14 protein-coding genes are annotated in these 13,913 nt (G+C 67.3%); 3 read left to right on the top strand and 11 right to left on the bottom strand.

The window, feature by feature from the left end; translation table 11 throughout:
- The first annotated feature begins 69 nt into the window (after positions 1–69).
- Complete coding sequence (locus EDD41_RS15305; protein WP_170165407.1) at positions 70–2,280, top strand: FG-GAP-like repeat-containing protein; 2,211 nt, start codon at positions 70–72, stop codon at positions 2,278–2,280.
- 1 nt (position 2,281) lies between these two features.
- Here the strand turns inward: EDD41_RS15305 and EDD41_RS15300 are convergent, their stop codons facing one another.
- The 8 genes from EDD41_RS15300 to rplS all read right to left on the bottom strand — a co-directional run bounded on the left by EDD41_RS15300 (position 2,282) and on the right by rplS (position 8,307).
- The gene (locus tag EDD41_RS15300; protein WP_123576498.1) at positions 2,282–2,908 is read right to left on the bottom strand and encodes a hypothetical protein; all 627 of its coding nucleotides are present in this window, start codon (positions 2,906–2,908) and stop codon (positions 2,282–2,284) included.
- 13 nt (positions 2,909–2,921) lie between these two features.
- Complete coding sequence (gene dprA / locus EDD41_RS15295; RefSeq protein ID WP_094764465.1) at positions 2,922–4,067, bottom strand: DNA-processing protein DprA; 1,146 nt, start codon at positions 4,065–4,067, stop codon at positions 2,922–2,924.
- On the bottom strand, positions 4,064–5,590 hold the full coding sequence (locus tag EDD41_RS15290) for a YifB family Mg chelatase-like AAA ATPase (RefSeq protein ID WP_123576496.1): 1,527 nt from the start codon (positions 5,588–5,590) through the stop codon (positions 4,064–4,066). Before EDD41_RS15290 ends, dprA begins: the two co-directional genes overlap by 4 nt.
- Positions 5,587–5,997, bottom strand: coding sequence for a YraN family protein (locus tag EDD41_RS15285; RefSeq protein ID WP_094764463.1), 411 nt, complete (start codon positions 5,995–5,997; stop codon positions 5,587–5,589). Before EDD41_RS15285 ends, EDD41_RS15290 begins: the two co-directional genes overlap by 4 nt.
- Before the next feature lie 93 nt (positions 5,998–6,090).
- Positions 6,091–6,405: a DUF2469 domain-containing protein gene (locus EDD41_RS15280; protein WP_094764462.1), complete on the bottom strand. Its 315-nt coding sequence runs from the start codon at positions 6,403–6,405 to the stop codon at positions 6,091–6,093.
- Complete coding sequence (locus tag EDD41_RS15275) at positions 6,402–7,037, bottom strand: ribonuclease HII (RefSeq protein ID WP_123576494.1); 636 nt, start codon at positions 7,035–7,037, stop codon at positions 6,402–6,404. Before EDD41_RS15275 ends, EDD41_RS15280 begins: the two co-directional genes overlap by 4 nt.
- Positions 7,038–7,043: 6 nt before the next feature.
- Positions 7,044–7,838 carry a signal peptidase I gene (gene lepB / locus EDD41_RS15270; protein ID WP_245995675.1) on the bottom strand — a complete coding sequence of 265 codons (795 nt, stop codon included), beginning with the start codon at positions 7,836–7,838 and terminating at the stop codon, positions 7,044–7,046.
- A 121-nt stretch (positions 7,839–7,959) separates the two neighbouring features.
- Positions 7,960–8,307, bottom strand: a complete 348-nt coding sequence (rplS, locus tag EDD41_RS15265; RefSeq protein WP_123576492.1) for a 50S ribosomal protein L19 — start codon at positions 8,305–8,307, stop codon at positions 7,960–7,962.
- 244 nt (positions 8,308–8,551) lie between these two features.
- Here rplS and EDD41_RS15260 point away from each other — a divergent pair, with 244 nt between their 5' ends.
- Both EDD41_RS15260 and EDD41_RS15255 read left to right on the top strand, forming a co-directional pair.
- A complete protein-coding gene (locus EDD41_RS15260; protein WP_123576490.1) occupies positions 8,552–9,037 on the top strand; it encodes an RNA polymerase sigma factor in 486 nt (161 codons plus the stop codon).
- A gap of 124 nt (positions 9,038–9,161) precedes the next feature.
- The gene (locus tag EDD41_RS15255) at positions 9,162–10,244 is read left to right on the top strand and encodes a hypothetical protein (RefSeq protein WP_123576488.1); all 1,083 of its coding nucleotides are present in this window, start codon (positions 9,162–9,164) and stop codon (positions 10,242–10,244) included.
- Between the two features lie 95 nt (positions 10,245–10,339).
- Here the strand turns inward: EDD41_RS15255 and EDD41_RS15250 are convergent, their stop codons facing one another.
- Genes EDD41_RS15250 through EDD41_RS15240 form a run of 3 tightly spaced genes read right to left on the bottom strand, consistent with a single transcriptional unit; the run spans position 10,340 to position 13,775 of the window.
- Entirely contained in the window at positions 10,340–11,089 is a 750-nt protein-coding gene (locus tag EDD41_RS15250) for a succinate dehydrogenase/fumarate reductase iron-sulfur subunit (protein ID WP_094764456.1), read from the bottom strand.
- Entirely contained in the window at positions 11,086–13,113 is a 2,028-nt protein-coding gene (locus tag EDD41_RS15245) for a fumarate reductase/succinate dehydrogenase flavoprotein subunit (protein WP_123576486.1), read from the bottom strand. Before EDD41_RS15245 ends, EDD41_RS15250 begins: the two co-directional genes overlap by 4 nt.
- Entirely contained in the window at positions 13,110–13,775 is a 666-nt protein-coding gene (locus EDD41_RS15240) for a succinate dehydrogenase cytochrome b subunit (RefSeq protein WP_123576484.1), read from the bottom strand. The genes EDD41_RS15245 and EDD41_RS15240 overlap by 4 nt, the downstream gene beginning before the upstream one ends.
- Between the last annotated feature and the right edge of the window lie 138 nt (positions 13,776–13,913).

The following is a 13,913-nucleotide window of genomic DNA, read 5'->3' as shown; positions in this document are numbered from 1 at the left end:
CCCAGCGGGCCCGCCCCGAAGGCACCCGCCGTCGATCCGACGACGCCGGCCCGCAGCACAGTGGACCTGGTGCCCAGCACCACGGCGACGACCGTCCCGGGCACAACCCAGAGGATCCTGGCGGCCACCCCCACGACGAGCCGAGAATTCACCATGCTGGGCGTCACCTGGCAGACCATGCCGGCTGGAGCCAGTGCCCAGGTCAGGGTCCGCACAGCTGCCGGTTGGCAGGCCTGGCAGACCCTCCAGAACGAGGCCACCAGCAACGAGGGTGGCCGGCAGGGAACCGAGGCAGTCCACGTTGGCGACGCCATCGCGGCCGAGGCCCGCATCGTGGCGCCCGCCACGACCACCGTCCGGTCCACCGGCGCACGCCTGTCCTTGATCGACTCACGCGTGCTCGAAGGAGACGGCGCGAGCCGGGCCACGGTCCAGGCCGCTGCCACGAGCAGCGCCGTCCCCGCCCAGCCTTCGATGGTGACCCGCGCCGAGTGGGGAGCCGACGAGAGCCTGCTGAGCTACAACGGAGCCGGCTGCGTGCCGGCCAGCATCGACACCACCATCAAGGCCGCCATCGTCCACCACACCGCGGGCACGAACAGCTACACGGCCAGCCAGTCCGCCTCGATCATGCGCGGCATCTACGCCTACCACGTCAAGGATCGTGGCTGGTGTGACATCGGCTACAACATCCTGGTCGACAAGTACGGCACCATCTTCGAAGGACGTCACGGTGGCGTCGTGAACCCGGTGCACGGGGCGCACGCCACGAGCTGGAACACCGACACCGTCGGTGTCAGCGTGATGATGAACTCCTCGCAGGCCAAGCAGAGCCCGGAGGCGATGAGCGCCGTGTCCCGGATCCTGGCCTGGAAGCTGGCCGGCAACTACCGCACCCCCACCAGCACGCTCACCCTCGCTGGCAAGAGCATCAACCGGATCGCACGGCACGGTGATGTGATGAGCACCAGCTGCCCCGGCACCAACATCACCGCCTACATGCCCACGCTGCGCCAGGACGTCGCCAACCGGATGTCGGGATGGCAGAACAGCCTGATCTACAAGGCCTACGTCGGAGCGGGAGGCGAGGCAAAGCTCGGCCCGGTCCATGTCATGGAGCGGCCCTGGAATGGCGGCCGCACCACCACTTTCACCAATGGCGGCATCTACCAGACGCCCGAGAATGTCACGCGCCAGCTGAACAAGGCAGCAGATGCTCGCTATCGATCGGGAGATGGATTCAGCCGGCTTGGCTGGCCCACCAGCGGGACCACTGTCGCGAGCACCTCCAAGAGCTTCGTCCGCTTCCAGAAGGGGACGATCCACGTTTCGTCGGTGGGTGGAGCACGGGCCACCACCGGATCCATCGACAGCTGGCTCAAGGCCAATCCGACGCAGTTCACTCGGCTCGGCTACCCCATCGCGGAGGCTGTCTGGAGCAGCTCGACCAATGTCGAGCAGCGCTTCGAGAACGGCACCCTGCGCATCACGGATGGCCGCGCCACCGTCACACTCAAGGTAGGAGGCAAGCAGGGGGACCTGAACGGTGACGGCCGTGCCGACGTGCTGGGCGTCAACAGTGCCGGCCAGGTCACGTGGTACCCCACCCAGACGAACGGCACGTCGGGAGCGGCAACCACGGGCAGCCTCCTGGCCGGGGCTCCGTTCACCTGGGTCTCCCAGGTCCCGGACATCAATGGCGACGGCCAGACCGAGCTGATGGCCATCCGCAAGGACGGGACCATGTGGGCATGGGACGGCCGAGGCAATGGGCAATTCGTGAACGCGCGGCAGGTGAGCACCGGTTGGCAGTACATGCGTCAGCCCAATGTCGCGCCCGACATGAACAAGGACGGGCTGCCCGAGATCATCACCATCGGCTCTTCCCAGCAGCTGTGGCGCTACTCCATCGCCAGCAATGGTGGCCTGCACCTGCGCACCCAGATCGGCACGAACTGGAGCATCATCACCAAGATGACCAGCGTCGGGGACTTCCGCAAGGCTGGCGTGGTGGACATCCTCGCCGTCACCAGCGATGGCCGCATGCTCGACTACTACGGCAGCCCGGACGGCAAGATCTCCGGGAACAAGCTGCTCGGTAGCGGATGGGGTGGATGGACACGGCTTCGGTCGATTGGTGACACGAATGGCGACGGCCGCTGGGACCTGACCAAGAGCCGCTCGACCGGCACGATGTATAACACCGCGAGTGGGACCGGCGCCTGGGGCGTCACGGTTGCCATGGTGCCCGACGTCTCCGTGCTCGGAACGTTTGCCTGAGTCACTGACCAGGTGGACGCACCGGTTCTGGCAGTGCCAGGCCGGTGCGTTCCAGTTCCAGCTCCGCGAGCCGCCGCACGACCTCCTGGTTGCCCCGCCGCCACTCGCCCACCGGGTCCGGAGTGATCCGGGCCAGGCTCGCCATCGGCACATTGGCCATCGCCCGTAGTGCGAAGAGGTCCAGGTCCGCGTCGGCGTCGATGAAGGCTCTGGCAGCAGCCGCCTGGCGCACGAACCGGATTCGTCGGGGCAACCAGAGGACGAGCAGGGTCAGGGTCGGGAGGAGGAAGACGACCAGCGAGGTGATCGTGGCCAGCTGGTGCACCTGGGTCACCTGCTCTGCCGTCTGGGCGCTGATCTGCTCGAGCCCGTCGGCCATCGAACCGAAGGGCGAGGCCAGTGTGTCCCCGACGCCGGGGACGCCTCCCACCCGCTCCCCTGCCTGACGCATCTGTTCGGACATGGAGTGTGCCGCCTCTCCCGTGCTGCGCGCGGGTGCGGCCAGCCGGTCCACCGCCCGCCCCAGGATGCGGGCGGCGATGGCCCAACAGACGATGGCGGTGAGCACCACCAGATCTCCGGTCAGCTGTCGGGCCATCCGCCAGCCGGGCTTCGCATACAACTTCATGGCCTTCTCCTGGTCAGGTCCTCGCGGGCATCGTGACGCGCCACTGGCCCATCTCGTCCTGACCGGCCAGCCGCATCTGTTCCAACTGGGCCAATGATGCCAGCGCCACCGCCATGCCAACCCCAGCTCGCCTGGCGACCTGCGAGACGGGCATGCTCCCGCGGGCCGGCAGCACCTCACGGATGGCCATCAGCTCCGGAGGGACGCGGTCCAGAGGTCTCGACTCACCGCCGACGGGGAGTTGGGGTGCCAACGCAAGCGGCGCCACCAGGGCAAGGACGTCCTGGCTGTTGGTGACCAGCGTCGCCCTCCCGTCGCGGACCAGGCGGTGCGGTGTGACGCTCAAGGACGAGGTGGCGGGGCCCGGAACCGCCATCAGGACGCGGCCGCATTCCGCGGCCCAGTTCGCCGTGTTGGCGGCTCCCGAGCGAGCAGCCGCCTCGACCACCACCGTTCCCACGGCAAGTGCGGCGATCAGCCGGTTGCGTGCCAGGAAGGCCAGACGCGTGGGACGGATGCCGCACGGCACCTCGCTGACCAGGAGGTGCTCACTCGCGAGCCGATCGAAGACCACCTGGTTGCCCCGCGGATATGGCTCGTCGAGTCCCCCTGCGAGTACCGCGATGGTTCGCCCCGAGGCGGCGATCGCCCCACGGTGAGCCGCTCCGTCGATGCCGTAGGCCCCGCCCGAGATGATGGTCCACCCTGCCCCACCCGGAGCCGGCTCCCCCAGGTCCATGGCCAGCTCCGTGGCCACGTGATCCCCGTACTGACTGCTGGCCCGCGACCCGACCAGGGCCACCGACTGCTCGGCCCAGGGCCCCAGCCGGCCCGGCCCGCGAAGCCACAGTCCCAAGGGAGCGCCACCCAGCGCGGCGACCGTGGTCTGGTCCAGCACGTCCAGCTGGACCGGCCATTCGCCGTCCGTGGGCATGATGAACCGCACGTCGTGCCGCTGCGCGCCTTCCAACAGCTCCTCGACCCGGAGGGACCTGGCGCGGCGGGTCCACCGGCCGTCACCACCACCGTGCCGCAGGGCCTCCCAGACCTCCTGCGCACCACGCATCGCCACCTGCTGGCACAGCGGTGGCGATGCTGCCTCGCAGACCGAGGTCAGGGCGGCTCGGGCCAACCGTTCGTCATCCCAGACCGAACTCACGCCGCCACCCCCGCCACTCCACTGCGCATCGCCAACGCCGCGGCCACGTCATCACGCAGGACGCGGTCATGCCCCTCAAGGTCTGCGAGCGTCCACGCCACCCGCATCACCTTGTCGGCACCCCGGGAACTCAGGCGCCCGGTCACGAGGGCATGGTCCACCAGATCCAGTCCCTCCGCGGTGGGCAGGTTGTTGCGCAGGAAGGGGCCAGGCACCTCGCCATTGGTCAGCCATGGCGTGCCGGACAACCGCGCCGCCTGCCTCGCGCGCGCCCCGGCGACCCGGCCGGCCACCGTCGCGGTGCTCTCCCCCAACCCGAACTGCTTTTGGAGATATGCCTTGCGCACCGGAACGAGGTGCTGCGTGAGGTCAATCCGGTCCAGCACCGGACCACTGAGCCTGTCCGCATACCGACGCACCTCCATCGGCGTGCAGCGGCAGGCGACGCCGACGGTGCCGTGGTTTCCGCACGGGCATGGATTGGCCGCAATGACCAGCTGGAAACGCGATGGGAAACGCGCCGTCACCTGCGCACGGCTGATGGTCACCCAGCCAGATTCCAGTGGAGTCCGCAATGCATCGAGCAGGGCTCGGCCGAACTGTGGTGCCTCGTCCATGAAGAGCACGCCCCGATGGGCCAGGGAAATGGCTCCGGGTTTGGGCACCCGCGATCCCGATCCCAGCATGGCTGCTGGGGACACGGTGTGATGTGGGTCCGCGTAGGGGGGCCGGCTGATCAGCCCGTCGTTCAGGTCATGCCCAGCCAGGGAATGGATTGCCGAGACCTCCAGCGACTCACCGCGGGTCAGGGGCGGGAGCAGGCCTGGCAGACGCTCCGCGAGCATCGTCTTGCCCACCCCCGGCGGCCCTGACAGGAAGATGTGGTGCCTGCCGGCCGCTGCCACCTCCAGGGCGTACTTGGCATCCTCCTGACCCACGATGTCGGCCAGATCCAACTGGTGCGGCTCCGGGGCCGCTGAGGGCCGCCCTGCGGCAGGCACCAGCACGGGCCGCCCGTGCAAGACCTCGACCAGGTCAACCAGTGAACTCACGCCCCAGATGGTCAACCCCTCGACGAGACCGGCCTCACCCACCTGGTTCGCCGGCACCACGGCCATGTCGAATCCAGCCGACTGCGCCGCCAGCAGCGCCGGCAGCACGCCCCGAACGGGGCGTACCCGGCCATCCAGACCCAGTTCGCCCATCGTAACCACACGCGCTGCCCGGTCGGCCGGCACGGTGCCGGCAGCGGCCAGGACCGCAGTGACAATGCTCAGGTCGTAATGGGTTCCGGCCTTGGGCAGGCTCGCCGGCGTCAGGTTGATGGTGACCACCTGGCTCGGCCAACTCAGCCCTACGCTGCCGACAGCCGCATGACAGCGGTCCCGTGCCTCATACAGCGCCGTGTCCGGCAGGCCCACCAGCACCGTCTTTGGAAGCCCGCTGCCGATGGCGGCCTCCACCTCGATCATCGTGCCCTCCATCCCGACGAGCGCGACGGACCAGGACGTCGCCGCGTTCATCGCGTGATCCCCCGCACATGTGTGACCTCGTGCGGCTGTCCGGCGCGGCGCAGGACACCAATCGCGTCGATCCGGATGTCTTCCGTCAGGGGCGGCCTGCCGCGGTCACGCTGCTGTCGCAGCCAGGTCAGCCCGAGCTGGCGCAGCTTCGCCACCTTCGCCCGCGTGACTGCCTCCAGAGGATCCCCGAAGCCCAGCCCGGAGCGGTACTTCACTTCGACGAAGACCAGCGTCCCCCGGCTGGCCGGGTCTGGATCCCGCGCGATGATGTCGAGCTCTCCCTCGCGGCAGCGCCAGTTGCGCTCGATGATCTGCCATCCCAGGCCCCGCAGATGGGCGTCGGCAAGGTCTTCCCCCAGCCGCCCCACGCGTTGGTCGTGACTGCGCGTCGGTGTGCGCGTGTCCATTCGAAACCACCTCCACACTGCAGTGTGTGCGCGGCGGCCCTGAAATTGTCAGTCATCCACAGGGACGCTTGTCCCACTGTGGCTGTGGAGAACTCAACCCTCGTCGTCCGGGACCTGCAGGTCCGAATGGGCGATCTCCTCGATCGACACGTCGCGGAAGGTCAGGACCTTCGCGGACTTCACGAAGCGCGCCGGCCGGTACATGTCCCAGACCCAGGCATCTCCCATGCTCACCTCGTAGTAGACGTCCCCGCCCTCGGTGCGGACCTTGAGGTCCACGGCATTGCACAGGTAGAAGCGCCGCTCGGTCTCGACGGCATAGGTGAAGATGCCGACGACGTCCTTGTACTCGCGGTACAGGTCCAGTTCCAGCTTGCTCTCGTACTGCTCAAGGTCTTCGGCGCTCATGGTGCGACCACCTTAGCGCGCGCGACGTTGGCATAGCTGAACCGATGGATCTCACACGGACCGAACTCGTCGAGGCGCTGTTGGTGCAGCTTCGTGACATAGCCCTTGTGCACGTCGAAGGCATAGTCCGGGTAGGCGTCGGCATAGCCCGCCATGATCCGGTCACGCGTCACCTTCGCCACCACTGACGCCGCCGCCACGCAGGCGGCGACTCGATCCCCCTTCCAGACCGCCAGACCCGGTACCCCAAGCCCGTCCACCGGGAATCCATCGGTCAGGACGTAGGAGGCCGGCTGGTCCAGCCGCAACAGGGCCCGGCGCAGGCCCTGGATGTCGGCCTCATGCATCCCCAGCTGGTCACACTCGGCTGCCTCGACCCTGACCCAGGCGACGCTGAGCGCCTTGGCCATCACCTCGCCGTAGACGCGCTCGCGAGCTCGGGCGGTCAGGAGCTTGGAGTCTGCCAATCCCTGGATACGGCGGCTGGGGGTGTCGCCCAGGATGACGGCGGCCGCCACCAGAGGGCCGGCGCAGGCTCCCCGGCCCGCCTCGTCGGCTCCGGCGACGGGTGCCAGACCAGCGCGGGCCAGGGCACGTTCATAGCCATAGATGCCCTTGCCAGGACGGATCACACCAGCTCAGCGCCCCGTGCCGGCGCCGGTCACGACGGTGGGCGCGTCCGGTGCTGGCTGGGTGGGTTCAGGCACCGCAGCGAAGGTGTCCGGCGTGGAGAAGGTGGTGATCCGGTCCAGCGGGGCAGCAACCGCCACCACGGGCCCGACCACCTTGGATACCGGGACGAAGGCGCGCATCCCCTTCGGCGTGCCCTCCTGCAGGTGGATCCGGGAGTCACCGGACTCGTCACGGTGGTCACCCATCATGAACAGCCGGTCCTTGGGGACGACCACCTCGAAGTCATTGTCCGAGGGGCGCACCTGGCTGCCGTCGGGACCCGAGTAGAGGTAGGCGGTCTCGTCCAGTGCGGCCCCGTTGACACTCATCCGCCCCTGCGCATCGCAGCACTTCACCCGGTCACCGGGCATGCCGATCACCCGCTTGACCAGGTGGTTGGTTCCCGTGGCGGGCAGCACGCCGATGGTCTCCCCCACCTTGCCCAGCTGCGAACGCTCCGCCGGGCGGGAGACGATCCAGTTGTCGGGGTCCTCGAAGACGACGATGTCACCCCGCTCGAAATCGGTGAGCTTGGAGACGACCACCCGGTCGTCGATCTCCAGGGTCGTCTGCATGGACCCCGAGGGAATGATGAACATCTGTCCGACGAAGGCCCGCAGGAGCGCCGAGATGACCAAGGCGCCGACGACCACGACCAGGAGCTCGAGGAGTCCAGAGCGGATCCGCGCCCCCAGACCACGGGAGGTGCCGGTGCTCGTCGAGCCCGTGTTCTCGTCGTGCCCAGGAGTCTGTTCGCCCACCGTGCCCACCTTCCGCAAACGCGACGCACCGCACGTCGCCCAGCACAGTCTAGGTGCTCCACGACAAAGGACAGGGCCCCTCACCGAGGTGAGGGGCCCTGTCCTTGACAGCTGGGAGGCGTCAGGAACGCTTCTCCTTGATCTTGGCGGCCTTGCCGCGCAGACCACGCAGGTAGTACAGCTTGGCGCGACGCACGTCGCCACGACGCTCGACCTCGATCTTGTCGATGATCGGGGAGTGCAGCGGGAAGGTACGCTCCACGCCGGTGCCGAAGCTGACCTTGCGGACGGTGAAGGCTTCCTGGATGCCGCCGGCATTGCGGGCGATCACGACGCCGGTGAAGACCTGCACACGCGAACGGTTGCCCTCGACGACCTTGACGTGCACCTTGATGGTGTCGCCGGCCCGAAAATCGGGGAGGTCGTCGCGCAGGGAGGCCTTGTCGATCTCCTGGATGAGCTTGCTCATTGTCTCTTCCTCGCCAGTGCCACAGGTCACCATGCTGATGGTTTCGTCTTGGGATCTCCGCGCCTTCGGACGATCCCCCTGTGGCAGGAGCCGAACGACGTAGAGCAACAGCAGATCATTCTTCCACAGCGCACACCCAAGGGGAAATCCTGCCCCAAGGGCGCGCTGTCCTTCCGCTTGGCCCCCTGACAGGCAAGACTGCTGACGTGGAGGGACCGATGACGGGAGAGCACGAGGAGATCGGATGACACCGGAGGAGTTCGACGCCTTCTATCTTGCGTCCTTCTCCCGCGTGGTGGCCCAGATCCATGCCATGTGCGGCAACTTCGCGGAAGCGCAGGACTGCACCCAGGAGGCATTCGTGCGGGCCTGGGACCGACGTGGCCAGCTGGACACCAACGCGTCCCCCGAGGCGTGGGTGCGGACGGTGGCCTACCGTCTCGCAGTGAGCCGGTGGCGCAAGGCCCGGCGCGCCTTCCGGCAGCCGGACCGAGCCCTTGAGGACCGTCCAGTGCCCCAGCCGAGCCCGGACCGCTTGGCCCTTGACTGGGCCCTGGCCCAGTTGCCCGAGGAACAGCGGCGAGCGATCGTGCTGCACCACCTGTGCGACATGGGTGTCAACGACATCGCCCAGGAAACCGGTACGCCGGCGGGAACCGTCAAGGCCCGCCTGTCGCGCGGCCGAGCCACGCTCGCCCGCCTGCTCGCCGACCAGGACCAGCCCAGCTGACAGGCCGCCCAGAATTTTCCCCAGCAACCATGCAACCAGGATGACCCCTCGCGCGTATACGAGGTGAGCGGCGGTCCGCCACCCCCACCCGAGACCGCCGACATGACCGACAGGAGGTGCGCCCATGGGTGACCAGGACCCCGAACGGCTGGACCCGCGTACCGCAGAACTCTTCGCGCAGCTCTCGCGCGAGACCGAAGGACTGCTGGTGGACTCACCGTCCCCCAGTGAGATCCGTCGGTTGGGAGAACGGCGCCGCACGATCCGCCGCACCGGTTACACCGCCGGCGCCCTCGGCATCGCCGTGCTCGCGACTGCCGGCGGCCTGGCCCTGCGCAATGGGCCGATGCAGGGCAATCCCGTGGTGGACGCGGCCGCAACGGCGCCCGCTCCCGCCCAGCACTCCACCACCGCACCCGGGCCGACGCCCAGCGCCACGCCCAGTGCCTTGCTCCCGACACCCATCGCCACGGCGACCCGGAGCGCGCAGCCGGCCCCCACCGCGGCAAGCGTCGCCCCCGCGAACAGGACCGCCGCCCCCGGCACTCCCGCCCCCGTTGCGCCCAGCAGCGCGACAAGCGTCAGCAGCAGGCCGAACGAACCCGCCGGCCCCAGCGCCACTGCACAGACGCCAGCCCAGAGCAGCAGCCCGTCGCCCGCCGGCACCACGGGTGGACAACCGACGTGGCAGACCGTTCCCACCAATGTCGGGGCCGGTGTGCAGCAGGACGCACAGTCAACCGACCTGCCGCAGGAACCATTCAGCATCTGTCAGGTGGACATCAACGACATTGCTGCCCAGTCCCGACTGGTCCGGCACTTCACCTCGGGAGATGGCCGGGTCAACTCCTATGCCGTGGTCTTCGGCTACGAGAACAAGGACCAGGCCGTGTCCGCCCGTCGAATCATGCGCGGCTGGTACACCGGCTGCGCCGCACGACTCCAGGCAGACGGCAATGAGGCCACCCAGACCAAGGCCCTCCCGCTGGCAATCGGCGGGTCCGCCGCCTCCACCATTGACCCGGTGGACGGCGCCAGCTACCGCACGGTGACTTGGGGATCCGCCGGCACGACCCCCATCGAGGAACAGGCCACCATCATCCAGGCCGACAACCGTCTGCTGTGGGTGGTCCACAACGTCACCGATCGCACCGACATGGGCTCCACGTCCAATGCCCAGGTCTGGGCGGAGACGCTCCTCTCCTGAACTGCGCACCACGACGGACCCACCGACCGCGGACAGACGACGAGGCGCCGACCGGAAGATCCGGTCGGCGCCTCGCACGCGTGTGACGACTCAGCTCACTTGCCGTCGCCCTTGAACAGCGACTTGATCAGGTCACGGTTCAGCTGGGAGATGCTCTCCAGCGGAATGCCCTTCGGGCAGACCTGAGCGCACTCACCGATGTTGGTGCAACCGCCGAAGCCCTCTTCGTCGTGCTGCGCCACCATGCCCTTGACGCGGCTGTACCGCTCGGGCTGGCCCTGCGGGAGCATGGCCAGGTGGGTGATCTTCGCCGAGGTGAACAGCATCGCCGAGCCATTCGGGCAGGCCGCGACGCAGGCGCCACAGCCGATGCAGGTGGCATTGTCGAATGCCTTGTCAGCCTCGCGCTTGGGCGCGGGGGTGGCGTGGGCATCAGGTGCCGAGCCGGTGTTCACCGAGATGTATCCACCGGCCTGGATGATCCGATCGAAGGCATCGCGGTCCACGACGAGGTCCTTGATGACCGGGAATGCTCCGGCCTTCCAGGGCTCGATGTCGATGACCGCACCGTCGGCGAAGGACCGCATGTGCAGCTGGCAGGTGGTGGTGTGCTGGCCGCCGTGCGCGATGCCGTTGATCACGACACCACACATGCCACAGATGCCCTCACGGCAGTCGTGGTCGAAGGCAACCGGCTCCTCACCCTTGTGGGTGAGCTCCTCGTTGAGGAGGTCGAGCATCTCGAGGAAGGACATGTCCTCGGAGACGCCGTCGAGCGGGTAGGTGACCATCTGGCCCTTGGCATCGGCATTCGCCTGACGCCAGATTCGGAGTGTGACCTTCACTTGTAGCTCCTCTGCTTGAGCTCGATCGCCTTGTAGACCAGGGGTTCCTTGTGCAGGACGGGCTTGTTCCCGTCGCCCGCGAACTCCCAGGCCGCCACGTAGGCGTACTGGTCGTCGTGGCGCAGGGCCTCGCCCTCTTCCGTCTGGCTCTCACCACGGAAGTGACCACCACAGGACTCGCGGCGGTGCAGGGCATCGATGCACATGAGCTCACCGAGCTCCAGGAAGTCGGCCAGACGGCCGGCACGCTCGAGGGTCTGGTTGAAGTCCTCGTTGACGCCGGTCACCTTGACGTCGCTCCAGAAGACCTTCTTCAGCTCGCGGATCTTGGCGATCGCGGTCTTCAGGCCCTCCTCACGACGATCCATGCCGCAGTACTCCCACATGATCAGGCCGAGCTCCTTGTGGATGGAGTCAACCGTGCGGGAGCCGTTGATGCTCAGCATGGTGTTGATGCGGTCGGTGGCTTCCTTGACGGCAGCGACGACCTCCGGGTGATCCTGACCGATCGGCTCGCGCTTGAGGGCGTCGGCCAGGTAGTCATTGATCGTGTTCGGAAGGACGAAGTAACCGTCCGACAGGCCCTGCATGAGCGCCGAGGCACCCAGGCGGTTGGCGCCGTGGTCGGAGAAGTTGGCCTCACCGGTGCAGTACAGACCCTCGATCGAGGTCATCAGGTCGTAGTCGACCCACACGCCACCCATGGTGTAGTGGACGGCCGGGTAGATACGCATCGGAGTCTCGTAGGGATTCTCCGCGGTGATCTGCTTGTACATGTCGAAGAGGTTGCCGTACTTGGCCTCCACCGTCTTCTGGCCCATGCGGTTGATCGCATCGGAGAAGTCCAGGTAGACGCCACGGCGGACCATGCGCTCCGCGCCCGTGTCCGGGTCGACCTCGCGCACGGCCGGGCCGACACCGCGGCCCTCGTCGCACATGTTCTTGGCCTGACGCGACGCGATGTCACGCGGGACAAGGTTGCCGAAGGCCGGGTAGATGCGCTCCAGGTAGTAGTCGCGATCCTCCTCGGGAATCTGGCGGGGATCCTTGTCGCAGTCCTCGGCGCGCTTGGGTACCCAGATACGACCGTCGTTGCGCAGCGACTCCGACATCAGGGTCAGCTTCGACTGGGTCTCACCATGCACCGGGATGCAGGTGGGGTGGATCTGCGTGTAGCACGGGTTGGCGAAGTAGGCACCCTTGCGGTGCGCACGCCAACCAGCGGTCACATTGCAGCCCATGGCATTGGTCGACAGGAAGAAGACGTTGCCGTAGCCACCGGTGGCCAGCACGACCGCGTCGGCGGTCCAGGCCTCGATCTTGCCGGTGACCATGTCACGGGTGACGATGCCCTTGGCCACGCCGTCGACGGTGATCAGTTCGATCATCTCGTGGCGGGTGTGCATGTGCACCGTGCCAGCGGCAACCTGGCGCTCCAGGGCCTGGTAGGCGCCGATCAGCAGCTGCTGACCCGTCTGGCCACGTGCGTAGAAGGTGCGCTGCACCTGGACGCCACCGAAGGAACGGGTGTCCAGCAGGCCGCCGTACTCGCGGGCAAACGGAACGCCCTGGGCGACGCACTGGTCGATGATGTTCGCGCTGACCTCGGCCAGTCGGTAGACATTGGTCTCGCGAGCGCGGTAGTCGCCGCCCTTGACCGTGTCGTAGAACAGTCGGTACACCGAGTCGTTGTCATTGCGGTAGTTCTTCGCCGCATTGATGCCACCCTGGGCGGCAATCGAGTGCGCACGACGCGGGCTGTCCTGGTAGCAGAAGTTCTCGACGTGGTAGCCAGCCTCACCCAGCGTGGCGGCAGCGGCGCCGCCGGCCAGGCCGGTGCCCACGATGATGACCTTCATCTTGCGACGGTTGGCGGGGTTCACCAGCTTGGCGGTGAACTTGCGCTCGCTCCAGATCTTGTCGATCGGCAGGTCCTTGGGGGCCTTCTGGTCCTCGATCTCGTTGCCGACGGTCCAGTAGTCGGCCGCCAGCTGGGCCTGGTGGTCCATGAGGTTCTCGGTCATCGTCCAATCACTCCAGTCAGGATCATCACCGGCGGAACCATGAAACCGATGAAGAGCAGGATGGCGATGATCGCCGACAGGCTCTTCAGGGTCTTGCGGGAACCGGCACTCACATTGGCGCCCAGGGTCATGAAGGCGCTGGCGCAGCCGTGGAAGATGTGCGTGCACACGGCGATCATGAAGACCAGGTAGGCCAGCACGACCCACCATTCGCTGAAGCCGGCGAGCACGCGGTGGAAGGGATCGAGGTCCGTCACGCCGGCGGCGTAGCCGGGGCGCAGCACCTGAGCGGTGTAGTGCAGCAGGTGCATGACCAGGCCGAGGACCAGGATGATGCCGCTCCAGATCATGGTGCGAGCCGCGAAGGAGCTCTCCATGTTCTTCTTGTTGGCGTACCGAGCGCCGCCGACGTTGCGGCTCTTGCGGCCGGTCAGCTGCGCCGCGGACCACATGTGCAGGACGATGCACGCCAGCAGGAAGACGCGGAAGGCCCACAGGAACCACATCGGGGGCACGATCGGGTAGAGGAAGCGGCGCAGGTAGTGCGAGTACTCGTTGAACTCGGCGCCGTTGTCGGGAAGCAGCAACTTGGTGTTGCCGAACATGTGCATGAGCAGGAAGCCGATCAGACACAGGCCGGTGACGGCCATGATGGCCTTCATCGCCACTGTGGATCGGGCTGCTCTCTGATGGTTGTTAAGAGTTGTCGCCACAGGCTCACCCTAGACAAGTTCGCTCGCCAGTGTGAACCGGGGGGCCACCTTGCGGGCCAAAATATCCGAATTGTTATCAATCCCACG

It is taken from the genome of Luteococcus japonicus, from assembly GCF_003752415.1.
Lineage (GTDB): Bacteria > Actinomycetota > Actinomycetes > Propionibacteriales > Propionibacteriaceae > Luteococcus > Luteococcus japonicus.
Note: the sequence above shows the minus strand (reverse complement) of the source record. Positions and strands in the feature narration are given on the sequence as shown.